This window comes from Muribaculum gordoncarteri (assembly GCF_004803695.1).
GTDB classification, from domain to species: domain Bacteria; phylum Bacteroidota; class Bacteroidia; order Bacteroidales; family Muribaculaceae; genus Muribaculum; species Muribaculum gordoncarteri.
This window is the reverse complement of the sequence record NZ_CP039393.1, coordinates 143760-169758: the sequence shown is the minus strand read 5'-3', so window position 1 is coordinate 169758 and position 25999 is coordinate 143760. Positions and strand designations below refer to the sequence as shown.

Sequence of the window (25999 nt, the reverse complement as noted above, 5' to 3'; positions counted from 1 at the left end):
ACACTTTGCTAATGCGCAAACATAATCAAATTTCTCGAATAAAAAAACAATATCACACAATTATTTAACAGGATTGAAAAGATTTTATTACACCCAAATCATTTTAACATATCACATAGCAATCACAACATCAAAAAAAGCGTAACTTTGCACTCTATGGAAACGACAATCAAAAAACCGCTTACCGGACTGACCCTCGAACAACTCCGTAACGTAGCCGCTGAATGCGGAATGCCGTCATTTGCCGCAAAGCAGATGTCACAATGGCTCTACGAGAAACGCGTCACATCGATCGACGAGATGACCAACCTGTCGAAAAGCGCCCGTCAACGCCTCTCAACCGACTACTGCATAGGCGTAACGCCCCCCAAAGCGGCGGCCGAATCATCGGACGGCACGGTCAAGTACCTGTTTGACGGAAAAGGAGGTCGTGACATAGAAGCAGTCTACATTCCCGACAAGGATCGCGCCACACTGTGCGTGTCGTCACAGGCGGGATGCCGCATGGGATGCAAATTCTGCATGACAGGCCGACAGGGTTTCCACGGCAACCTGACGGCGTGTGACATCATCAACCAAATCATAGCGATACCCCAAAGCCGGTCGCTCACCAATGTCGTATTCATGGGTATGGGCGAACCGATGGATAATCTGCCCGCCGTGCTTCAGGCAATCGAGGTGCTCACATCGCCCTGGGGACTGGCATGGAGCCCGAAGCGCATAACCGTGTCGACCATCGGCAAAATAAACGAGATGAAAACACTGCTCGACACCACCAAGGTGCATCTTGCCGTGAGCCTCCACTCCCCCTATCCCGAGCAACGGGCATCGCTCATGCCTGTAGAACGCGCCTATCACTCACGCGATGTCATCGCGCTGTTGCGACAATATGACTTCGCCCACCAGCGCCGACTCTCATTCGAGTACATCATGTGGCGCGGTGTAAACGACAGCCTGCGTGACGCCGACGCTCTCGCACGACTGCTTAAAGGACTTGACTGCCGCGTCAACCTCATCCGCTTCCACGCCATACCCGACAGCGACCTGAGCACATCATCGACCGACACGATGACCGCCTTCCGCGACAGGCTCAACGAACACGGCGTAACGGCAACCATACGCGCATCACGAGGCGAGGACATAGCCGCCGCCTGCGGAATGCTCGCCGGAAAGGCTCGTAAAGAGCAATAACGCTCAATCGCAAGCGACGAGGCCGGGAAAATAGTTGAGCACGATAAGAGCCGGTTCGACAATAAATATTAACGGCAGGGTCGCATAGTGCGGATCGATTTTTGGTCTGCGAGGAAGGAGTGTACTGGATGTACACGACTGACAAACAGGCCCAAAAGCGCCCGCAATATGCGAGGCGATGGTAATTTCGGTTCAACCAAAAGGAAAAAAGGTTTGATTTGTGTTATATCTCAGTAACATAAATTATTGGCTTCATGAAAATAAAGTTTAAGCATTGCCAGCGGAAGCGCATCCGTAAGTTTTTGTCGGCCGTTAGATGGTGGAACGCACAAATTATTGGCTCGAAAACTATCGGCGACTATGCCGGAACTATGAGCGATACCTGTCTTCGGCTCGGGCAATGACATATCTTGCCGCGATACTTTCATGCTCCGGTACTGCTGACTGACGATTACATTATGTCACTAATATTTATTTGATGGAACGAAAGTTACCTTCGCCTCGGCCACTCGTTGGCGCTTTTCTTTAGCTCTTTCGGTCACGATGGAACCCCATCGCTCCCTCAAGAGCTAAAGAAAATCACTCAACAATTGACCGCCCTGCCGTTAACATTTATTGTCGTACCGGCTCTAAGGTGTAAAATATCGATTTTGTCCTACTATTATAACGATTTTTTCACCCTCCGATAAATTTATTGTGCCTATTTTTGCCTAAAATCCCTAATTAATACCTCATCCGCGATGATAAGAACACTTATATCGTGCTTGATTGTGCTATGTGCGACAGCTGCAGCCCCGGCCAAAGACAACCAAGCCATTATCCCGTTTCAAGAAGGGTCGATAAGACTGACATTCCTGAATGACAATGCGGTAAGAGTGGAATACGCCAAAGAGTTCAGCGACACTCTCCCCGAATGGATCTACGTTAACGAATCGCCCCGCATAGGCAAGCTCAACAAAACCGAACTGCAAAACGGAATCACGCGCATATCGGCCGGCAAAATCAAGGCCGACATCGACCGCAACAAACGAGCCGTCACCATAACCGACGCACAGGGCCGACCCGTGTTCACGACGCGTGACATCACTCTATATTCAACCGACAACCCCGACGGAACGCGTGACACAGGCGCACAATTGTCATGGGACAACAGTGCCGACGAGCATCTTTACGGACTCGGACAATTCCAGGACGGATTCACCGACATAAAGGGATTGTCACGCCGCCTCACCCAGGTCAACACACAGATATCGATACCCTTCATACTGTCAAACAAGGGTTACGGCATACTGTGGAACAACTACGGACTCACCGAATACAATCCCGGCTCCACCACCGTGACACTGTCACGCAGCGAAAAGGCCGGAGCCGCCCGCGAGGTCAACATCACGACCACTGAAGGCGCACGCATGGAAGTGCGTCGCGACAACACGTTTACCGGCGTAATCGACATTCCCGAGAGCGGCGACTACTCGATACTGCTCGATGTGGGACAAAAGATGGCCCGCCGTCACAATCTGACAATCGACGGCAAAACGATAATGGACCAGCGTAACCTTTGGCTTCCTCCCACATCATCGTCCATCGTCACGCTCACAAAGGGAAAGCATGAACTGTCGGCCAACCTTGAACGCGGCGACAACCCCACCGTGACATTGAAGAAGCTCGACGGCACATCGACATTGCGCTCACCCATGCCCGCCAAAGCCGACTTCACCGTATTCACCGGCACGCCCGACGAAATCATAGCCTCATTCCGCTCGGCCACAGGTCACGCACCCATGATGCCGGAGTGGGCGCTCGGCTACATCCACTGCCGCGAACGCTTCCACTCACAGGACGAACTGCTCTCCAACGCCGCCGAATTCCGCAAGCGCGAAATTCCGGTCGATGTCATAGTACAGGACTGGCAATATTGGGGCAAGCACGGATGGAACTCAATGCAATTTGACGAAGATGCATATCCCGACCCCAAAGCCATGGTCGACAGTCTGCACGGAATGGACATGAGGCTGATGCTCTCGGTGTGGTCGAAAATCGACAAGAACTCACCCGTGGGAAAAGAGGCCGATGCCAAAGGCTACTACATCCCCGGCTCCGACTGGATCGACTTCTTCAACCCCGAAGCGTCGCAATTCTACTGGAACAACTTCAGCAAGCGACTCCTGATGCCCTACGAAATCGACGCATGGTGGCAGGACGCCACCGAGCCTGAAAACGACGACCTTGAAGGCCGCCGTGTAATGAACGGACGTTACCGCGGCGAATTGTTCAGAAACGTATATCCCCTGCTTGTCAACCGCACGGTATATGAAGGCTGTCGCACCGACATGCCCCAAAAGCGTACAATGATACTCACCCGCTGCGGATTTCCCGGCATACAGCGTTACGGAGCCGCAATGTGGACCGGCGATGTGGGCAACGACTGGGAAACATTCCGCCGGCAGATTGCAAGCGGACTCTCAATGGCGGCTTCGGGAATGCCCTGGTGGACCTACGATGCAGGCGGATTCTTCCGTCCCGGCGACCAGTACACCAACGACGACTACATACAGCGCATGATACGCTGGATCCAGGCAGGAACATTCATGCCGCTGATGCGCGTGCACGGATTCACGAGCGAAACCGAACCGTGGCGTTACGGAGCCGAAGCCGAACGCATAATAGGCAATGCCATCAAGTGGCGTTACAGGCTGCTGCCCTACATCTACTCGTTGTCACACAAGGTGAGCAGCGAAGGCTACACGATGATGCGTCCGCTCGTATTTGACTACCCCGACGACAAGAATGCACTTGCCGTAAAGCATGACTACATGCTCGGCGGCAACCTGCTCATACTTCCCGTTACGGAACCTTCGATAACATCACGCACCGCCTATCTGCCCGCAGCCAAAGGCGGATGGTACGACCTTTACGACAACTCGCACCTTGACGGAGGCCGTGAGCACAACATCAATGTGACGATGGAGAACATCCCCGTCTACGTAAAGGCAGGAAGCATACTACCCATGTCGCACGACAAGCAGTACACCGGCGACCTGAAGGACGAGCCTCTTGAAATAGCGATATACACCGGAAACGACGGAGAGTTCTCGCTCTATGAAGACGAAGGCGACAACTACAACTACGAAAATGGAGCCTGCAGCACCATCGACATGAAGTGGAACGACAAGTCACGCACACTGGAGATAGCGTCACGCAAGGGAAGCTATCCCGGCATGAACAAGAACCGCAAGTTCAACATAACGGTCAACGGCCAACCGTCACGCACAATAGACTATAACGGAAATAAAACGACATTAAAACTTTAATCAATCATGAACCGCATTCTCGCCATTCTGTCGATAGCACTCCTGATTACAAGCTGCGCCGGCACACCACATCTTACCTCGCCCAACGGTAAGATAGCCCTTGACATCAACCAAGATTCTACGACCACGTTGACCGTTAAATATGTCAACGGCAACATTTCAGAAAATCTGTTCACGATATCGTCATTAGGAGTAATGACCTCCGACAGCGCAAATGTCAGCAACAACTTTTCATTAAAAAAGACAACGCCCGGCGTAAAGAGCGAATACACAATGCTCACCGGCAAGAAGAGCGTGTGCACCAACGAGTACAACGAATATGAGTTTGCATCCACCGACATCGAGGGTGTATCGATGATACTGCGAATCTACAACGACGGCGTCACGTTGCGTTATGTCACCACGCCCGACTCACCCATCGTAGGTGAGATTACACAATACACAATCGACGCCGACAAGAAACGCTGGATGCAGCAGTATGACCCCGGCTACGAGCGCTTCTTCCCCGAGCAGACGGGACATGACCAAAAGCACAACCGCTGGGGCTACCCCGCTCTTGTAGAGTTCAACGACAGCACCTGGGGACTATTCACCGAGGCGGCCATCGAAAAAGAGAACTGCGCTTCGCTGCTGAAAGCCACCGACAACGAGTCGGAGTATGCCGTAGAGTGGGCATCGTCAGCCTCATGCACCGCCACCCCCTGGCGAGTTGTGATAATAGGCAGCCTCAACAACATCGTTGAGTCGACGCTCGTGACCGATGTGAGCCCCGAGGCACGCATCGACACCTCATGGATTGAGCCGGGAGTGGCCTCATGGATATATTGGGCCTACAACCACGGATCGAAAGACTATCAGATTCTGAAACAATACATCGACCTCGCCGACACGCTCAACCTCCCCTATACGCTCATTGACGCCGAATGGGACGAGATGTCAAACGGAGGCGACATAAATGATGTTGCGGCCTACGCAGCCTCAAAAGGTGTAAAACCGCTGATATGGTACAACTCAAGCACCGGATGGATCAACGGAGCCCCCGGCCCGAAATTCAGACTCAACAAGCCCGAAGACCGCGAAAAAGAGTTTGCATGGCTTGAGGATAACGGCTTTGCCGGAGTCAAAATCGACTTCTTCCCCGGCGACGGCCAGGAAACCATGAGCTACTACATCGACCTGCTCGAAAGCGCGGCAAAGCATCATCTGCTCGTAAACTTTCACGGAGCTACAGTGCCTCGCGGATGGCAGCGCACCTACCCCAACCTGATGTCGGTAGAGGGTGTGTACGGAGCCGAGTGGTACAACAACGCCCCCATACTTACCAATCGTGCGGCCGCACATAACGCCACACTCCCCTTCACCCGCAATGTCATAGGCCCGATGGACTATACACCTTGCACATTCTCGGATTCGCAACATCCCCACATCACCAGCCACGGCCACGAGCTGGCGCTGACAGTGCTCTTTGAATCGGGAATACAGCATCTGGCCGACCGTCCCGAAAGCTACCTCGCACAACCTGCCGAAGTGCTCGAATTCTTCTCGACGCTGCCGTCGACATGGGACGAAACCAAGCTGCTCGCAGGCTATCCCGGCAACCACACCGTGATAGCGCGCCGAAAAGGCAACGACTGGTACATCGCGGGCATCAACGGAACCGACGAACCGATGGAAGTGACACCCGACTATTCGCACGTCAATAAAGGCGAGATAAGCGGCATAATGTTCACCGACAGCGGCAATCCCGACAGCCCTTGGTCGATAAGCACCGTAACCTCACTCCCTGAAAAGATAAATATGCAACCGAGAGGCGGATTCGTAATAAAAGTACAGTAACCAAAATCGCCTAAGACAATCTCCGCATCCATTGATACGACATGGGTGCGGAGATTCTTTTTTAGCCTAAAGTTAACACGACGCGCTTAAACATAATCATTACCATATATGTTCTTAGATATATGATAAAGTAATTTTAATCCTAAACAAATAAACTTATGGCTAACAAAACAAAAAGCATCAAGGGCACACAGACCGAGAAGAACCTCGCGATTTCCTACATGAACGAGGCCCAGGCTTATGCGCGTTACACGTTCTACGCCCAGCAGGCCGATAAGGAGAAGTATTTCCCCATCGGCGAGATATTCCGTGATACGGCATCCAACGAATTGCGTCACGGCAAAATATTCCTGAAGATGCTTGAAGGCGGCACTGTCGACATAGCCCTTACTCCCGATGCCGGTGTGATCGGTGACACAGCCACCAATCTTGAAATCTCCATCAAGGAGGAAAAAGAGGAAGGCGTAAAAGCCTACATAGCCTTTGCCAAGGTAGCCGAAGAGGAAGGATTCCCCGATGCAGCACGCCACTTCCGCGAAATCGCCGAGATAGAGCAACATCACTGCGACCGATTTGAGCGTTATCTCCAGCAGGTAAAGGACGGCACAGTGTGGAAACGCGACAAACCCATCAAGTGGAAATGCCTCGTGTGCGGTTACATCTACGAAGGCAAACAGCCACCGGCAGTGTGTCCCGCCTGCGACCATCCGCGTGAACATTACATGGCTCTCGACTGACCATAACGACAATGATTTTCCGTTTGGGCTTGCGGCAACCGCTGCAGGCCCAAATGTTTAACCGGTAACATCGACTAACAAATGAAACCGATAATCACACACTTCACCGACGACGACCTGTATAAATTCACCATGTGCTGCGCGGTAATAGAGAACTTCCCGCGTGCAAGGGTGAAATACACATTCATCGACCGAAACGACCTGGTGTATCCCGAAGGATTCGCCGACCGCCTCAACGAGCAGATAGCCATGCTTGAGCAGCTCGTCATCACCGACCGTGAAATCGACTTCATGAAACGAAAATGCAGCTACATCCCGGAGTGGTTCTACCGTTACCTGAAGGGTTTCCGCTACCGCCGCGAATGGGTGAGCGCGCATCAGGACCGTGAAGGTCACCTTCACATCGACATCGAAGGCAACTGGTCAGACACGATACTGCTCGAGGTAAAGATACTCGCAATAGTGTCGGAACTCTATTACATCATGACCGGCAAGGCCGAAACAATCGACTATGACGCCTACTACCGGAAGTCCTACGACAAAGCCGAGAGGATCCTCGGCGCGGGATGCGTCTACAGCGATTTCGGCACACGCCGACGGGCATCGTTCAAGGCCGAAGACACGGTTGTGGCCGCGATGAAGGAGTGTGACGAAAGAGGTCGTCATCCCGGAAAGTTTGTAGGCACGAGCAACGTGTATCTCGCCATGAAGCACGACCTCACGCCTATGGGCACAATGGCTCATGAATGGGTGTGCGCGATAGGTGGAATGTATGGCCCGCAGATGGCCAACCATATAGCCATGGACAAGTGGCGCAACACATTCCGCGGAGCACTCGGAACATTTCTCTACGACACCTACGGATGGCACATATTCAGCCTGAACTTCTCGGAAGATTTCGCCAACATGTTCAAGGGGCTGCGTGTCGACAGCGGCGACAACTACAAGCAGATCGATAACATAGTTAAGAAGTACAGGTCGCTCAACATCGACCCGCTCACCAAGCAGGTCATATTCAGTAACGGCCTCGACACCGACAGCGCAATCGAGCTGCATAAGTATGCGAAGAAGTACTGCATGCCCTCATTCGGCATAGGCACGCACTTCACCAACGACTTCCCTGGACTGAAGCCGCTTAACATCGTGATAAAGCTTGTTGCTGTAAAAATCACCGAAGCGTGGGACTTCTACAACGACACCTGCAAGCTTAGCGAAGACTGGGGCAAATACACGGGAAAGCCCGAAGTGGTGCAGCGGTTCATAGCCGCACTCAACATGAAGCAATAACTATTTACGACCGAAGTCGGCGGGAATCTCACCCCACTCTTCGGTCTTCCATTTTATTATGCGATTGGGATAGGTGTTATTGTTCAACCAAGCCTCGGCACGCGCTATGAGCTGGTGCAGCTTGGCGTTGCGCGGAGTCTTGGCAAGCGAAGTCTTGGCGTGACGGTTGCGCACCCACGCCTGAGCCGTGCGGCTGTCGGAGTATATGGGCATTGTCCACCCCTGCTGCTTGCACAAAGCGAGCGCATGCACAAGCGCAAGAAACTCGCCCACATTGTTGGTCCCGTCATCGACCGGTCCGAAGCGAAAAAGCTCGACACCCGACGCTACATCCACACCGCGATACTCCATTCGTCCCGGATTGCCGGCACAAGCGGCATCAACGGCAATGGCGTTACGCTCAATTTCGGGAAACGCCTCGTAATTGACTATAGGAGTGCCGTGACCAGCTATGGCACGTAACGCATAGAGCTCATCCTCGGCATCGCCCCTGAAAGCCATCGTGGCATCCTCAAGCGAGTTGAATCCCTTGTATCGGGCACCCGGATAGCCCTCGACCTGAGCCTTACACTCCTCCCAGGAGTCATATATGCCCGGAGCGTTGCCGCTCCACACTACATAAAATTTACGTTGATTCATTGGCGGCGTTATTAGGAACAGTTAAGCAACAACGCGATGTCGACCGAACGCATATTGACAATCGCCGCAATGCGACGGTTGACCGGTTTTCCGAGGAATGTGTAGACGGCACGCTGCATTCCGGGAAGCATCCTCACGACATTGGTCACGCCCTCACACGACAAGATGTCGTTCATCAACGACAGGAATGTGTTGCTAAGGGCCATGGCGGCAGTGCGCGGCACGGCATTTCCGGGGCAGGTGTAGCATATCCGTCCGCCCGAAGCGAGTGCGGCATTGGAGGTCGACAACGTGGATATGTCAACGGCCGGCAGCGACGGGAAGGCGGCACCGCAGTCGTAGTCAAGGTCCATGACGATGACACCCTTCTTCATGACATCGACCATGTCGGAATCGACATGATAACGCGGCGACACCTGCGAGGCTATCACAATGTCGGCCGTGCGCAACGCATTTTCAAGGACACGCGGATGTATGGCCGAAGTGACAAGCCCGGGAGCGAGCAGTCGCGATGCCTCACGCAACCGGTAGACATCGTTGTCAAACATTCGCACCATCGCGCCCATGCCCAATGCCGACGACGCGGCGGCACAGGCGGCAATGTCGGAGCCTATTATCGTCACCTCACACGGCACTATGCCGGCGATTCCGCCGAGAAGTATTCCCTTCCCGTGGTCGGGATGGGCAAGAAGCGACGAAGCAAGCGCAATGGCAGCGCGCCCGTCGATTTCGGCAAGTATGTCATAGAACGGGGTGTGCCCCTTCGGATCCTGAATCAAGTCCACGGCAACGGCCACGATGCGACGGTTGAGCAGCTCCCTTACAGCGTCGGCCGACTGCTGTTCGGCATGAAGCAGCGACAGCAGCATGGCACCACGGCGCATGCGCTTCACATCGGCGGCACTCACCGGCGCAAGATGCAACACGATGTCACACCGCAACGCCTCATCGCGGTCGACTATGGCGGCTCCGGCGCGCAAGTACTGCGAGTCGGAGTAGTGAATCACCGACGCGGCGTCGGCCTGAATTTTCACGCAATATCCACGAGCCACAAGCATTGCCACAGCCTCGGGAGTGAGGGGGAATCGACGGTCGGTCAGCGTGGCGCATGAAGGCACGCCTATTGCAATTCGGTGGGGCTTCACCGTCACATCGACAGGTTGCGGCATAGGGGTATGGGAAGCATCTCCTATCATCATGGTCATTCAAGATTAAGTTGCTTTATAAATCTATGTGCGGTTTCGCTCTTCTCGCACTCCGAGTCGAGCAAATCGGACTTGAGCACCACCTTGGCCTTTGAATAGTAAGGCATTCTCGACTCAAGCGCATCCACGATGAATCGGCGCAACTCCTCGTCATTTTTGTCGGCTATCAACGGCCTCTTGTGTCGTCCGCGCATCAATCGCGTGTGCAACTTGTCGACCGATGTGTCAAGGAACACGGTGGTTCCGGCCTCATTCATCCAATCCATATTATCGAAAAAACATGGTGTGCCGCCGCCACAGGCCACCACCACATCCTCAAACTGCCCCACTTCATGGAGCATATTACGCTCCAGGTCACGGAACCCGCTCTCACCGTGAAGCGCAAAAAGCTCCTTTACGGTGCGATGATAGCGGCCTTCGATATATGTGTCAAGGTCAATGAACCTGCATCCGGTAATGGCCGATACCGTGCGTCCGAGAGTGGACTTTCCACATCCCATATAGCCTACAAGAAATATCGGTTGCATAACATTATTTATTGTATGAAGTGCAAATTTAAGTAAAACATGGATTATTTACATCGGTGTAGGATGAAAAAATCGGCGAAAAAGTACAAATTTCCAATAAAATAGATTAATTTTGAAGAATTAATCGTCCTATCATGTTGCAAAGGAAATTACTCATAATAGCGGCTGCAATAGCCGTCATTGCCGGATGCACCACGCGCAAACCCTATCAGATGCTTGAAGGTGTCGCGTGGAACACTACATTCCACATAATATACTCATCGTCGGCATCGCTTGACGACTCAATACACGACATAATGCGACAAGTTGAGCTGTCGATATCGCCTTACTGCGATTCGTCGATAATAAGCAAAATCAACCGTAACGAATCGATGGCAACCGACTCGATGTTTCGCAAAGTATTTCTTAAGTCAAAGCATATCAACAACATAAGCCAAGGCGCATTTGACCCCACGATAGCCCCAGTAATCAACCTTTGGGGATTTGGCAGCGGCAAGGCAGCCGAACACACTCCCTCACAGCTCCAGATCGACAGCGCATTGCAGCTAATGGGCATCGACGAATGTTTCCTGACACCGTCGGACACAATAGTTAAGAAGCACCCCGACACCGAATTCAACTTCAGCGCGATAGCCAAAGGCTACGGCTGCGATGCCATAGCCGACATGATGCGACGAAACGGATGCCGGAACTTCATGATAGAGGTGGGCGGAGAGATTGTTGTTGACGGAAACAGCCCGCGAGGCACCGACTGGAATGTAATGATCGACGCCCCCCTGCAGGCTCATGACTCAATACTACATGACGGCATTGCCGTAATATCGGTGACTTCATGCGCCATAGCCACATCGGGCAACTATCGCAACTTCCGCAATGTCGACGGAGCGATATACGGCCACAGCATATCGCCCAACACCGGACGACCGGCCGAAAACAGCACGTTGAGCGTAACCGTAGTAGCCCCCGAATGCATTACCGCCGACGCACTTGCCACGGCATGCATGGTAATGAACATCGACAGCGCCGTCAACATGATTGAGCGCCTCGACAATGTGTCGGCCCTGTTTGTAACAGCCGACGAAAACGGACAATGGCAACTACGCACTACATCACGGTTTCCCAAGCTAATTCACTGATTACAATCAACATCATGTCATAAAAATTACAAAGGGCCAGTCTCACGACTCGCCCTTTATAATTAACCTTAAATCTAATACCATGAAAAACACAGTGCAAATATAGTAATTATACCTTTAGAACACCCCCGGGGTTGAATGGTTCACGGTATATGCACATTTAACACACATTAACATTAAAATCCATATTTTCTGATTACCTTAGCATAACTAAAAAACCAGACATCAATGCGAATTAAAATTTTGGTCGTAGATGACGAAGAGTCATTATGCGAAATACTTAAATACAACCTTGAACTCGACGGCTATGAGGTAGATTATGCACTATCAGGTGAAAAAGCTCTTACCATGGACCTTTCAAGCTACTCATTGTTCATCCTTGACATAATGATGGACAAGATTAGCGGATTTGACTTTGCCAAAAGGCTTAAGAACAACATAGCCACCGAAAATACCCCGATAATCTTCTGCTCGGCACTCGACGGAGAAGATGACACCGTCATGGGTCTTAACATCGGAGGCGACGATTACATCACCAAGCCCTTTGTAATCAGCGAAGTGCTTGCGAGGGTACGTGCCGTGCTGCGCAGGTCGCACGTGTCGCAGCAATATGCCTACAACCTTTCAAAGAGCATCCACGAGCCCGACATCACCTTCAAGACACTCCGTATCGACCGCAACGAGAAGAGCTGCTTCCTCAACGGCGAGCCCGTGACGCTGACCAAGACGGAGTTTGAAATCCTGCTGTTCTTCCTCACTCACCGCAATCGCATATACTCGCGTGAAGAGATTATACGTGAAGTGTGGCCCGACGATGTAGTTGTGTCCAACCGCACCATCGACACCAATATAACCCGTCTGCGCAAGAAAATCGATCCCTACGGCAACAATATCATAACTCGCTTAGGTTTCGGATATGGCTTTAAGGAAACCAATTAGCTATCAGTGGCGACTGTTTATTCCACTCGTTGCGATGCTGTGGTTTATCATCATCGCTCTTGCTCTGTTTCAATACGAAAGGGAGAAGACCTATAGAACCCAGCGCGTAAACGATGAGTTGCGACTTATCAACTCGCGTATAATCGCCTCCTACGATCAAGACATAGATCTTGCTCCGTTCATGAACTTCATCGCGAAATACTATGAGAACTCCGTGCTCAACGGCATAAGAGTTTCCATTTACGATGAACGGGGCGAACTGCTCTATTGCGTAGGAACCCCCATCCCGAGATACACCTCGGAGAATCTTCCGCCCGAGTTGGCCGACGCCACCCAAAAGGGAGCGGGAACCGCATTCCGACGCAGCGACGAAAACGATAAGGACAACCCCTACTATTACTTCGGAGCCCGCACAAGTTCCGACGGCAAGATATATGTGCACACGGCGATGCCCTACACCCTATCGTTGGCTCAGTCAATGTCGGTCGACGAAAGCCTGTGGATAATAATCATAGCCCTCGCGGCAATCGTTTCGGTAATAGCCTACTTCACAACACGATACCTCGGCAAGAACGTATCGCTGCTGCACGACTTCGCCAACCGAGCCGCCAACGACAAGGACTTCAACATCGACGACGACTTCCCGCACGACGAACTCGGCGACATATCGCGACAGATAATAAGCCTCTATCGCGAGAAGATGGAGGCCAACGAACGCTCGGAGCGCGAGCACCGGATAGCCATAAAGGCCACCGAGGAGAAAATAAGTGTAACGAAGCAGCTCACCAACAACATAAACCACGAGCTCAAGACCCCCGTGGGCGTAATCAAAGGTTACCTCGACACGATTGCCGACCATCCCGAAATGGACGAGGCATCGCGCACCCGCTTCATAGGCAAAGCCCAGGAACACATGGAGCGACTGTGCAACATGCTCAACGACCTGTCGACAATTACCCGCCTCGAAGAAGGAGGCTCGGGAGTGATGAGAGAGCGCGTCGACTTCCACGAACTCGTGTTCAACGTTGCGGCCGAGCTTAAGAACATAAACCTCACCAACGGCATCAAGTTCACATTTGACATTCCGCTCGACTGCTATGTCGTGGGCAACTACAACCTGCTCTACGGAATGCTCATAAATCTTATAAGAAACGCCGACTTCCACTCCCACGGCACCGACTGCGGCATAAAGATAGTGAAGCAGAACTCGCGCGAATACGTATTCTCATTCTACGACAACGGAAACGGCGTGGAGGAGGAGCACCTTCCGCATCTATTTGACCGCTTCTACCGCATTGACAAGGGACGCTCACGCAAGGTGGGAGGAACCGGCCTCGGACTTCCCATCGTGAAGAATACGATAAACGTTCTCGGCGGCTACATCAGGGTTCAGAACTACAAGCCCCACGGCCTGGAATTCAGATTTTCGCTTATGAAATGGACCGCAAATCCAAATAAGCAGAAATAAGCGCCAAAATTATCAGAATTGGAACTCAGATGTAACACCATTGCAATATCAATTGTATATCTTTGCAACACGTAGGACAACCATGAGATTGTTCCTATAAGTAAAGCATACGATCATTACCATTAACGAAAGCATCGCTTGCAAAGATATAGTAATTTTGTAATATAAAAGATGTGGCTCTAAGCCTTTCCCCGAAAGAGAGGCACCGAAATCTCGGAAGAGTTGGGAATCTGAAGGCAAAACGCCGATAATTGTCGAGAGGACAACGATTCCCCACCACAAACAAGATAATTAGGCCAATTGGCCCGAAAGACCGCACAAATGCGGTCTTTTTTTCTTTTACACCCTTACAATCGGCGCAGGCCCGCAATGCCGCATAAGAAATGGAGGAGAGTATTGCTCGACGCAACTTAGGTAAGTGGAAAAAATATTTAATACTGCAACATGAAATCATTACACCTGTTTTGGATTGCCGTAGCGTTGACAATCGGCACATCAACCCAAAGCTGCACCAAAAGTTCGGCAACTGAAATATTGTCGGACGGGGTCACTATCGAAACCCCAACAGCCAATGTGAGGCTTAAAGCAGTAACCGACAAGATAATAAGAGTGTCGGCATCGCCCGACAGCAAGTTTCCCGATGACGCAAGCCTTGTGGCATTGCCGGTCAATGAAATCCCCGAATTTTCAGTAACACAGACCGACGACAGTGTGTATCTCACGACATCGCAGCTCAAAGCCGCCGTTGACAAGCACACCGGAGCCGTGACATTCCTCGACAAAAACGGTAAAAAGATACTTCAGGAGAACGACGAAAGCCGCTCGTTCAAGCCGATAACCGTAGAAGGCACCGGCGGATACACCGTAACGCAGTCATTCCTCTCGCTCGACGACAACGAAGGAATCTACGGCCTCGGCCAGCACCAAAGCAACGAGTTCAATTACAAAGGCAAGAACGAGGAGCTTTTCCAGTACAACACCAAGGTGTCGATACCCTTTGTAGTGTCGACCGGCAACTACGGCATCCTGTGGGACAGCTATTCGCTGTGCCGCTGGGGAAATCCCGATGACTACAGACAGCTCGGCAACATATTCACGCTCTACGACAACGAAGGCCGCGAAGGCGCATTGACCGGAATCTATACCGACGCAAAGGGCGACACGATGACCCGTCAGGAACCCATGATATATTTCGAGCATCTTATAAGAGGCGACCTCAACCACGTGGTGAACCTGCCACGCGACTTCAACTTCTACGGTTCAAAAGTTGTCTACGAAGGAGAGATCGAGCCCCGTGAGAGCGGCACATTTGACTTCATCATGTACTACTCGGGCTACCAGACCATATACATAGACAACAAGCCGGTAGTGGAACAGCGATGGCGCACGGCATGGAATCCCAACAGCTACAAATTTTCGGTAGATCTTGAGAAAGGCAAGCGCACCCCTATAAGGATTGAGTGGGAGCCCAACGGCGGCGTGGCCTACTGCGGCCTTCGCGTATATGCCCCGACACCCGACGACAAGAAGAATCAACTCACATGGTGGGGCGAGATGCAGGACATGATCGACTACTACTTCATCTACGGCGACAACATGGACGATGTGATAAGCGGCTACCGCACTCTCACCGGCAAATCGCCCATAATGCCGAAATGGGCCATGGGCTACTGGCAAAGCCGCGAAAAGTACAACACTCAGGACGAAGTGCTGTCGACATTAGCCGAATTCCGCAAACGCCGCATACCCATCGACAACATAGTCATCGACTGGCAGCACTGGGAGGAGGACGCATGGGGCAGCCATGAGTTTGACCGCAAGCGATTCCCCGACCCCAAAGGTATGGTCGATTCCATCCATGCAATGAACGGGCGCGTAATGATTTCGGTGTGGCCAAAATTCTATGTCACTACCGAGCATTTCAAAGAGTTTGACAAAAACGGATGGATGTACCAGGGAGCCATTCGCGACAGCATCCGCGACTGGGTCGGCCCCGGCTATCTCGGCTCCTTCTACGATGCCTACGACCCCGATGCACGCAAGCTGTTCTGGGAGCAGATGAACGACCACTACATGCCGCTCGGATTTGATGCATGGTGGATGGATGCCAGCGAGCCCAACATTCGCGACTGCACCGACATCGAGTATCGCAAATATCTGTCGACACCAACGGCACTCGGCCCGTCGGCCAAATATTTCAACGCCTACGCTCTGATGAACGCCGAGGCCATCTACAACGGACAGCGAGGCGTCGAGCCCGACAAGCGCGTGTTCCTGCTTACCCGCTCGGGATTCTCGGGTCTTCAGCGCTACTCGACCGCCACATGGAGCGGCGACATCGCAACCCGCTGGGAGGACATGGAAGCGCAGATATCGGCGGGACTAAACTTCTCGGTCAGCGGAATCCCCTACTGGACCATGGACATTGGCGGCTTCTGTGTCGAGGACCGCTTTGTAGCCGCCCAACGGGAGTACAACTTCACCGGCAAAGAAAACGACGACCTCAAGGAGTGGCGTGAACTGAACACGCGCTGGTATCAGTTTGGAGCCTTCACCCCGCTCTTCCGCGCCCACGGCCAATGGCCCTTCCGCGAGGTGTTCAACATCGCCCCCGAATCGCATCAGGCCTATAAGTCGATAACGGCCTACACAAAGTTGCGCTACAACCTCATGCCCTACATATACTCGCTTGCCGGCATGACCTACTTCAACGACTACACCATCATGCGCCCCATGGTGATGGACTTCACCGACGACAAAGCCACATTTGACATCAAGGATCAATACATGTTTGGTCCGGCACTTCTCGTAGCCCCCGTATATAAATATGGAGCACGCAGCCGCAGCGTCTACTTCCCCGAAGGCAGCCGGTGGTATGACTTCTACAGCGGAAAGATGATTGAAGGCGGCCGCGACATCACTGTCGACGCGCCCTACGAGAGGATGCCGCTCTATGTGCGCGCAGGTTCGATCATTCCCGCAGGCGGCGACATAATGTCGACAGCCGAGGAGTCCGACGAACCGATGACTATCGTTGTCTACGGCGGAAATGACGGCGATTTCACCCTCTATGAGGACGAAGGCACAAACTACGGCTACGAACGCGATGAATTTTCCAAGATAAGGTTCCGATATGACGACGCAGGCTCTACCCTGACGATAGAGAGTCGCGAGGGACAATACCCCGGCATGAAAGCCGACAGGCTGTTCAACGTAGTAAAGGTCGACGGCAATCATGCAACGCCCAACGCCATAAAGGCCAAAGGACAGCTTGTGAAATACAACGGTGAGAAAGTGACCGCCAACATTTGACTTAACTTAAAAATTTAACTTATAATACATGAAACTTAAAACGACACTGATGTCGATAGCAATCGGCACATCGATATTGGCCTCAGGCCAACAGCCGATCTATCTTGACAAGACAAAGCCCATTGAGGAGCGTGTGGAGGATGCCCTCTCACGAATGACACTTGAAGAAAAAGTAAGAATGTGCCATGCCCAGAGCAAATTTTCAAGCGCAGGAGTTCCGCGCCTCGGTATCCCCGAAATAAGGATGAGCGACGGCCCTCACGGGGTGCGTGCCGAAATCAACTGGAACGACTGGGGATACTCCAACTGGACCAACGACTCCATCACGGCATTCCCGGCACTCACGGCCCTTGCCGCCACATGGAATCCTGAAATGTCGGCAATCTACGGAAAGAGCATCGGCGAAGAGGCCCGCTATCGCGACAAGAACGTGATGCTCGGTCCCGGCGTTAACATATATCGCACACCGCTCAACGGCCGCAACTTCGAGTATATGGGCGAGGACCCCTACCTTTCGGGAGAAATGGTAGTCCCCTACATCCAGGAGCTGCAGAAAAACGGCGTGGCTGCATGCGTCAAGCATTTCGCGTTTAACAATCAGGAGCGCTGGCGCGGCAGCATAAATGTGGTGCTTTCAGATCGCGCACTCTATGAAATATATCTCCCGGCATTCAAGAAGGCCGTAGTCGACGGCGGTGCCTGGAGCATCATGGGCGCATACAACCAGGTGTGGGACGAGCATTGCTGCCACAATTCACGCCTGCTCAACGACATTCTGCGCGGAGAGTGGGGATTTGACGGCGCAGTCATTACCGACTGGGGCGGCGCTCACGACACAAAGCAGGCGGCCCTCAACGGTCTTGACATCGAAATGGGAACCTGGACCAACGGCCTCACAAGCGAAAGCAAGTCGCCCTACTCCGACTACTATCTCGCCAATCCCTACCTCAACATGATACGCAGCGGCGAGGTGCCCGAATCGACAGTCGACGACAAGGCCCGCAACATTTTGCGACTCATCTTCCGCACGGCGATGAATCCCGACCGCCCCTTCGGTTCGGCCACATCACCCGAACACTACGCTGCAGCCAAGCGCATCGGCGACGAAGCAATCGTGCTCCTTAAAAATAACGGCATACTGCCGCTCGACCCGGCCAAATACAAAAAGGTGCTCGTGGTTGGCGAAAACGCCGTCAGATTCCTCAACGAGGGTGGCGGCTCGTCAGAGCTAAAAGTCAAGGACATGTTCACCCCTCTCGACGCCCTGCGCAACACCTACGGCAACGGCGTGACATACGCCGAAGGCTATCGCTCGGGACGCGCCATGTATGAGCGCGAAGACCGCATAACGCAAAACACATTGGACTCGTTGCGCAATCAAGCCGTGGCAATGGCCAAAGATGCCGATGCAGTAATATATATAGGTGGACTTAACAAGAATGCATTCCAGGATTGCGAATCGACCGACCGCCGCGAGTACAACCTCCCCTGGGGACAGGACAAGATAATCGAGGAGCTGGTTGCAGTCAACCCCAATGTGATAGTGGCCAATGTCACCGGCAACGCCTATGCAATGCCCTGGCTCGACAAGGTGCCGGCCGTGATACAAAGCTGGTATCTCGGCACAATGATAGGCCCGTCGATGGCCGATGTGATTTCAGGCAAGACCAATCCGAGCGGCAAGCTTCCGTTCTCATTCCCCAAGCGACTTGAGGACAACGGAGCCCACTCATTCGGTGCCGAATCCTATCCCGGAATTGAGCGCGAAGGCAAGAGCCCTCAGCAGCAATATCTTGAGGACATTCTGGTAGGCTATCGCTGGCACGACACCAAAAAAATTCCGGCCATGTTCCCGTTTGGCCACGGACTGAGCTACACCACATTTGAGTACGACAAGGCTTCACTTTCATCCAACCTTATGGAGGGCGACAAGAGCATCACCGTCACTGTACCGGTTACCAATATCGGCAAAGTTGCCGGAAAAGAGGTGGTACAGCTCTACATCGCCGACGAAAAGTCGTCGCTTCCGCGTCCGCTCAAGGAGCTGAAGGGATTCAAAAAAGTGGAATTGAACCCTTCGCAAACCAAGGTCGTGAAATTTGAGATAACACCCGACGACCTGAAATTCTTTGACGACAAGGCTCACGAATGGATTGCCGAACCGGGCAAATTCAAAGTTTACATAGGCTCGTCAAGCACCGACATAAAATCGACATTGCAGTTTTCTTATAAATGATTTGATTTATACAAAACGACAAAGGCTTGCTTCAGCATAGAAGCAAGCCTTTGTTTTTGCTATTTATATCACGACAAGCAACCGTCAATGCCGGTGGAAAGCTCCTCCGCCTTCCTTGGCCACTTTCATGTATACCGGATCATTGTCGCCGGGAGGCGTGTCCTCCTCAAGCGTAACAGTATAATAGACATAATCGTCTATGCCGTGCTCATCACGCCATTTACGCGGTGCAACGCCTGAATCGCGCAGACCGCAGAACCAAATCATAGTGCCTATTTCACTGTCAATTTTAATTCCCGAAGAGTAAGCCAAGATTGGGAATGCCGCGTCATCGTCGGCGGTATAAGTTTCCATAAGGATTTTATTTTTATCGATATCCAATGTGTCGGAAAACATCGGCTGACCGTTAACAGGATATACGCATTCCAGCAACATCTTGCCGTTATCGATCGGCACGGCCATGAAATCAAGCGTTTCCACGCTGTCGGTCAACACGAAATGAATAAACTCCGACATCATCTCCTTTTCGGAAAACTCACCGTTGTGACATGAAATACGCTTAATTTTGCCGCGCTTACCGTTAAAGTCACCCTTCATCGTGGCACTTATGCACTGAACGCCCTTTATCCTGAAGTATTGCTGCATAACCTCGGGCAACGACAGAGCCTTGTTGTCATACTCCATCTTAACCTGCTGAGCATACACATTAACAACGCCAATCAACACGATTAGAAATGTGATAAAAGTCCTTTTCATACTATAACATTTTTAATAGATATATTTTGCAAAAGTATCAAAATACAGCAACAAACCGTCGGAACTCCATCCATTTAACCAAAAATTAACTATGCCCGATACCCTCAATTCAAAAATACGTTATCGTCCATTGACCACATCAACACGCCTAATTTGACAGTACAGTTGTAAAGTTCAATAATATTTTCTATTTTTGCAGTCAAATCCAAAGTCGCCGTCAAACGACAACGGACACAGCTTCGAAGCTTTTAATTGTGGAGAAGTAATTGAAAATGTTTGGTATGGTCGCGCTATTGCGCAGTGTAATTAGTCCTAAACCTCTGTCAGCTAAACTCATAACGCCGATGGAGGGAATTTTAGCATCGCCCAGGATTATATAGGTTTTAATTTCACCCCCGACTATATGCACGAAATCGCAGAACAAATTGTCGACCTGTCGCAACTCCTGGCCAAGAGCATCGAGGGAAAGACACCGTCAACGGTAAAATATTATCGGGCATGCATCTCTTCATTCCGTAAATTCCTGGGAAACGACACCATCGATGTGACCGATTTCGACGAGAACGACTTGTCGAGATTTGCCACGTGGCTTGTCGATGAAAAAAAGTCGGCATCAACGATAAAACTCTATCTGATGACGCTGCGCGCCATCTTCAACAACTCGGTCGACGACGGAAACAAGGTGTTTGCCAACGTATCGTCGAAAAACGATGCCGAAACCAACCTCACGACACGTGACGACATCTTAACCGTAGCCAACGCCTCGATGAGTCAATATCCGGCACTCGCACGAGTACGCGACATGTTCATGTTCAGCTTCTACACCTGCGGCACATCGTTTGAGCGCATGAAGCTCATGACGCTCAACGACATAACCGACGACTACATAAACATTCCCGACGGGCGTAAGATAATCAGGCTCTCATGCATGGACCGCCTGCTACCCGACAAGAAATCCGACAGCAACGCCCCACTCTTCCCCCTTGCCGATACACTTGACTTCGACGAATACGCCTCACGACTGGGCATCGTCAGCCGCAACCTGCAACTACAGCGTCAGCTCAACCCCGACTCCGCGCTCAACGGCTGGATATCATGCGCAAGAGAGTGCGGCATCGACCTCTCGGTCATTGCCGAATGTGTCAGCAACACCGAAGCCTCGATATTTCAATTCGCCGACCGTCGTGACATGCCCGTTGACCGCGACGACATCGACGCAGCCGTGCGTCAGGTAGCATCATCAGTGTGTGACATCGAAAGCCATTGGTATGCCATGCGCATGTTCTCCCCCGTCGACACCGTACTAAAGCAGATAGAGTCAACCGCAGGAATCGACGTAGAAACCTACTATCCCGTCGAAGAGGTGGTCAAGATGCAAGGCAAGAAACGCATCGTCAAGACACAGCCCGTCATACGCAACATCATATTCCTGCGCGCCACCTCCGAAGAGGTCAAGTCATTAAGCAGCAACCTGTTTGGAACAGCGGCAATATATACATCATCTACCGGTACATCACGCGAATATGCCATAATCCCCGAAGCCGAAATGATGCGCTTCAAATGGATCATATCACGATGCGCCGAAATGACGATGCTCGACGAAGAACGCCGTTGCCACCTCGCTGAAGGAACGAGAGTGCGCGTGACCGACGGCACATTTGCCGGATACGAAGGCCTCGTAATAAAAGAAGGACGACGCTACAACCTCATCGTCGAACTGCTCAACCTGCAGTTCATGGTCAAGGCCGAAATCCCCGCCACCTTCCTCACCGTCATCCCCTAACCCCGCCCCACCACCGCATCAGGCGCCAACCGCCATGCCCGAATCACTGAAACACAATTCGGTTTCGGATCCAAATTGGCGATAAGCGGAATCATCGATACGATATACCAGAATGTTTGCCTGATAGTAATCGGCAAAGTGTTCCGAACAGCCGACCTTGGTTACTACACACATGCTCACCAGTTCGCACAGTTCCCGGGAACTTGGGGACAAGGCAAATGAAACGAAACGCGGATGGTATGAACATAACCGGGTTGAAGACCTCTCGACGCTTGGCTCATTGATACTCCGCAACTATCGCCGCTTCATCGGCTCCCTGTTCCCGACTGTGCTCGACTTCGATGAAAAGATGGAGCTCAACAATCGCATTATAGCGGAACTTTCCACACGCCCCAACCTCGCCCCCTACGACCGCTAAGCATTCCGCCTGGCGCTGGAATTCAACAAAGAAATAGTAACGGATTAGTCGAATCAAGCCGTTTGCAAATTAAATTTCAAACGGTCATCTTTAATAAAAAAAGAGATATACTGAAAGGCATACAATACACTGTCAACATTGCTCAGGACATGCTTCAAGGTTAAACATCACGAGGCTTCTTGACGGAATAATTCGTGAGATTGACAAAATGAATCAAGAATCATTTTTCGAATCCATGATGGATATTATCGAAAGAATTGACAACATAAATAAAACAGTTATTCTTGCCAACATATTGCGTCATTAATATAAGAGGAGATATTTCTAGGTCAAATTACCTTCGTCATTGCTGGATAATTGCAAATGTAACATATCTCGATAAAAAAATTATATCATTATACAGTAGATTATTACGAACCGTCATCGACAGAGATTCTGTTTGCAAATGGACTTATTCGTGAAACAGTAATTGATGTAGGTGAATACGATGCTGATGACGTAAATACCGGAGGAAGCAAATATGGACTCTCTCCATTAGGAAAAGAGATGCTCCGATTCGGATTAGATTGCATGAAATGGCAATACAAAGGCAAAGGTCGTACAATTCCAGATACACAATGGGAAGGAATAGACTAATTAACATAAATCCAGACCGAATCATAAACCCCAATTTATTGAACCATCCCTATACCTCAATAACTTTAAATATTTTCTCTAAGGAATAATTGTACAGTTGCATGAGCAATATAAATGCCGGAAATAATAAACGTATAGCCAAGAATACTATATTCTTATATTTTCGCATGGCAGTTGTTATGATTGTCAAATTCTACATAGCTCGAGTACTTCTTGAGGCATTGGGAGTACAGGAATATGGAGTATGGAATCTGCTTGCATCGTTTGTGATATCTTTTCAATTTATAAGTGCTCCCATAGTAGTTTCTACACAACGATTTCTCAACTACGATATGGGACAGGGTGGAAACCGACTCACCTCTATCTTCAATCTAAGTTTTGAGCTTATACTAATTGTGAGCATATTGCTTACTATAGTGCTTGAGACTGCAGGTCTTTGGTTTGTAGAGCACAAGATGAACTTTCCTCCGGAAAGTGCCAATTCCGTGGAACTATTATACCAATTAACTATTTTAAGCCTTGTATTTCAACTTGTTCAAAAGCCATTTGAATCGATTGTGATTGCTCATGAAAAGATGTCGTTTTATGCCTATATCGCATTTTTCGAGGTTATTGTCCTATTGGTTATTACTATAATGCTGAAGTGCGATATTTCTGACAATAAATTAATCTGGTACGGAGCAATGAATCTAGTTCTCTATGTTACAGAGTTTCTCATTTATATTATTTATTGTCATCGACGATTCTCCTGCTGTAAGTTTCGTCTTTGCTGGGATAGAAAACAGGCAAAAGAGATAGCAGTATTTTCCGGATGGAATCTTTTTGGCGGTCTATCCTCGATGACGGCTAATCAAGGTGTCAATGTCCTGCTAAATATTTTTTTTAATGTAGTTGTCAATGCCGCTTTCGGTATAGCGACTCAGATTAGGGGGGCTATAAACCTCCTTATTGGCAATCTACAGAAAGCATTCGACCCACAGATAGTGAAAAATTACTCACTTGGCAATACCGCACGGTTTCATTCTCTCACGTTCGGCATAATAACCTTTTCCTATATCCTTGCTCTTGTTGTTGTGTTTCCTCTATGTTGGAACATCGATTTTATACTTACGATATGGCTTGGTAATGATGTACCTCGATTTGCAAGCATATTCAGCATATTAACTCTTTTGCAGATGTTGTTCGTTGCATTAGGAGGCCCTATTGACACAGCCATATTCGCCACTGGCAAAATAAAATCATATCAGCTTTGGCTCAGCGGAGAAATCTTTCTCAACATAGTAATATGCTATATTCTATTCCGACTCTCATATGGCCCTATATCAGCATTCATAGTAAAACTATTAGTAGAAGTGATGATTACATTCACACGCCTATTATTTTTGTCTCGGGTCGGCATTTCGTTTGGTATAGTAGTACGCAAAGTGCTACTCCCTCTTCTTGTAGTCAGTCTTCTCTCTTGCGGAATAGCTGCTGCTATATGCTCCTACATATCCTTCTCAGATTCCTGGATTGGCTTATTGGGGTCAACACTCATTTTTGAGCTTTTACTTGTGATTACAGTATGGGGGGTTGTTCTAGATAACGATAAAAGACAAACAGTAATTAGAAAAGTAAAAACGATATTCATTCGATAAATCATGAAAATTCAGCATTATCAGTTAAACAACGAGCCTATCCCAAAACCTATCAGTGAATTTGTCAAATATAAGTTACCTCTTTTGCTGTATGCGCCTGTGTCATACACATTATCTCTTATTCATAGACTCCGTTCTACCAAACATGAATTCAGACACAAAGTTTCATTATGCCTGATATTCAAGGATGAAGAGCCATATCTCAAGGAGTGGATCGATTATCATATTCTTATTGGAGTAGATCACTTTTATCTCTATAATAATAACTCTTCCGACCGCTTTATGGAAGTATTATCTCCATATATTGCACAAGGTAAAGTAACGCTTATTGATTTCCCTGAAAAATATGCACAAGTTAAAGCTTACCGTCATTGCTATGAAACATTTCATACAGAAACAGAATGGTTAGGCTATATTGATGCTGATGAGTATATAAACCTAATCAAATACGACTCCCTCAAAGATTTACTTGACAAATATAAAAATTTCCCATCGGTATATCTAAATTGGCGAATGTTTGGTACTTCCGGTCATCTGAAAGAAAATCCTGATGAATTTACCATCGAACGCTATACACAGGCTTGGGCAAATCTTAGTTCTACCGGTAAAGGATTTATTAATAATAATTTCCCCTCCCACTCTGTAAGTGTACATTTTCATACATCACGACTGTTCTCATTCCCGATTCTTGGAGTGCTTGCCAACAAGAGTCCTTATCGCTCCACCCATTTTGTTTCTTCTCTTGGCGTTGATAAGGTTGCTTACATCAATCATTATTGGAGTCGCTCACTCGAATTTTATAGATTTAAAGATTTTATAAAGGGGGATTCTACTAGCGCTCAAAATAAAAAAGCTAGAAAGGGAGAAGGCCGTTTTGAGAAACATGAATTGCGCAATATCTGCAAAGACTTCTCGATTCAGCGCTGGCTGATATTTTTGAAATAA

At 50.1% G+C, this 25999-nt stretch carries 19 protein-coding genes; 15 read left to right on the top strand and 4 right to left on the bottom strand.

Features of this window, described 5'->3' with window-relative positions; translation table 11 throughout:
- The first annotated feature begins 156 nt into the window (after window positions 1-156).
- The 5 genes from rlmN to pncB all read left to right on the top strand — a co-directional run bounded on the left by rlmN (window position 157) and on the right by pncB (window position 8362).
- Entirely contained in the window at window positions 157-1191 is a 1035-nt protein-coding gene (gene rlmN / locus E7746_RS00760; RefSeq protein ID WP_136409522.1) for a 23S rRNA (adenine(2503)-C(2))-methyltransferase RlmN, read from the top strand.
- A 740-nt stretch (window positions 1192-1931) separates the two neighbouring features.
- A complete protein-coding gene (locus tag E7746_RS00755; protein WP_136409521.1) occupies window positions 1932-4502 on the top strand; it encodes a glycoside hydrolase family 31 protein in 2571 nt (856 codons plus the stop codon).
- Window positions 4503-4508: 6 nt separating this feature from the next.
- Window positions 4509-6338, top strand: a complete 1830-nt coding sequence (locus tag E7746_RS00750; protein ID WP_136409520.1) for a glycoside hydrolase family 97 protein — start codon at window positions 4509-4511, stop codon at window positions 6336-6338.
- A 158-nt stretch (window positions 6339-6496) separates the two neighbouring features.
- Entirely contained in the window at window positions 6497-7075 is a 579-nt protein-coding gene (rbr, locus tag E7746_RS00745; protein WP_136409519.1) for a rubrerythrin, read from the top strand.
- A gap of 81 nt (window positions 7076-7156) precedes the next feature.
- Complete coding sequence (pncB, locus tag E7746_RS00740) at window positions 7157-8362, top strand: nicotinate phosphoribosyltransferase (RefSeq protein WP_136409518.1); 1206 nt, start codon at window positions 7157-7159, stop codon at window positions 8360-8362.
- Here pncB and E7746_RS00735 read toward each other — a convergent pair whose 3' ends face one another.
- Genes E7746_RS00735 through E7746_RS00725 form a run of 3 tightly spaced genes read right to left on the bottom strand, consistent with a single transcriptional unit; the run spans window position 8363 to window position 10733 of the window.
- Complete coding sequence (locus tag E7746_RS00735) at window positions 8363-9001, bottom strand: ribonuclease H1 domain-containing protein (RefSeq protein WP_136409517.1); 639 nt, start codon at window positions 8999-9001, stop codon at window positions 8363-8365.
- An 11-nt stretch (window positions 9002-9012) separates the two neighbouring features.
- Window positions 9013-10200, bottom strand: a complete 1188-nt coding sequence (locus tag E7746_RS00730; protein WP_168184268.1) for a Rossmann-fold NAD(P)-binding domain-containing protein — start codon at window positions 10198-10200, stop codon at window positions 9013-9015.
- Between the two features lie 2 nt (window positions 10201-10202).
- A complete protein-coding gene (locus E7746_RS00725) occupies window positions 10203-10733 on the bottom strand; it encodes a shikimate kinase (RefSeq protein ID WP_136409515.1) in 531 nt (176 codons plus the stop codon).
- 134 nt (window positions 10734-10867) lie between these two features.
- Between E7746_RS00725 and E7746_RS00720 the strand changes: the two genes are divergently transcribed.
- The 5 genes from E7746_RS00720 to E7746_RS00700 all read left to right on the top strand — a co-directional run bounded on the left by E7746_RS00720 (window position 10868) and on the right by E7746_RS00700 (window position 19824).
- On the top strand, window positions 10868-11869 hold the full coding sequence (locus E7746_RS00720; RefSeq protein WP_136409514.1) for an FAD:protein FMN transferase: 1002 nt from the start codon (window positions 10868-10870) through the stop codon (window positions 11867-11869).
- Between the two features lie 228 nt (window positions 11870-12097).
- A complete protein-coding gene (locus E7746_RS00715) occupies window positions 12098-12808 on the top strand; it encodes a response regulator transcription factor (protein ID WP_123395154.1) in 711 nt (236 codons plus the stop codon).
- The gene (locus E7746_RS00710) at window positions 12786-14276 is read left to right on the top strand and encodes a sensor histidine kinase (RefSeq protein WP_136409513.1); all 1491 of its coding nucleotides are present in this window, start codon (window positions 12786-12788) and stop codon (window positions 14274-14276) included. Before E7746_RS00715 ends, E7746_RS00710 begins: the two co-directional genes overlap by 23 nt.
- A 444-nt stretch (window positions 14277-14720) precedes the next feature.
- Entirely contained in the window at window positions 14721-17588 is a 2868-nt protein-coding gene (locus E7746_RS00705) for a TIM-barrel domain-containing protein (protein WP_136409512.1), read from the top strand.
- Window positions 17589-17616: 28 nt separating this feature from the next.
- A complete protein-coding gene (locus E7746_RS00700; protein WP_136409511.1) occupies window positions 17617-19824 on the top strand; it encodes a glycoside hydrolase family 3 C-terminal domain-containing protein in 2208 nt (735 codons plus the stop codon).
- An 84-nt stretch (window positions 19825-19908) separates the two neighbouring features.
- On the opposite strand, the gene E7746_RS00695 is transcribed toward E7746_RS00700, so the two are convergent.
- Entirely contained in the window at window positions 19909-20580 is a 672-nt protein-coding gene (locus E7746_RS00695) for a hypothetical protein (RefSeq protein WP_136409510.1), read from the bottom strand.
- A gap of 403 nt (window positions 20581-20983) precedes the next feature.
- Here E7746_RS00695 and E7746_RS00690 point away from each other — a divergent pair, with 403 nt between their 5' ends.
- The 5 genes from E7746_RS00690 (at window position 20984) to E7746_RS00670 (ending at window position 25999) form a co-directional block, all read left to right on the top strand.
- Entirely contained in the window at window positions 20984-22363 is a 1380-nt protein-coding gene (locus E7746_RS00690; RefSeq protein WP_136409509.1) for a UpxY family transcription antiterminator, read from the top strand.
- Between the two features lie 75 nt (window positions 22364-22438).
- The gene (locus E7746_RS00685; protein ID WP_238337275.1) at window positions 22439-22585 is read left to right on the top strand and encodes an oligosaccharide flippase family protein; all 147 of its coding nucleotides are present in this window, start codon (window positions 22439-22441) and stop codon (window positions 22583-22585) included.
- Complete coding sequence (locus E7746_RS00680) at window positions 22536-22781, top strand: hypothetical protein (RefSeq protein ID WP_136409508.1); 246 nt, start codon at window positions 22536-22538, stop codon at window positions 22779-22781. Before E7746_RS00685 ends, E7746_RS00680 begins: the two co-directional genes overlap by 50 nt.
- Before the next feature lie 737 nt (window positions 22782-23518).
- A complete protein-coding gene (locus E7746_RS00675) occupies window positions 23519-25054 on the top strand; it encodes a lipopolysaccharide biosynthesis protein (protein ID WP_136409507.1) in 1536 nt (511 codons plus the stop codon).
- Window positions 25055-25057: 3 nt separating this feature from the next.
- Complete coding sequence (locus E7746_RS00670) at window positions 25058-25999, top strand: glycosyltransferase family 92 protein (RefSeq protein WP_136409506.1); 942 nt, start codon at window positions 25058-25060, stop codon at window positions 25997-25999.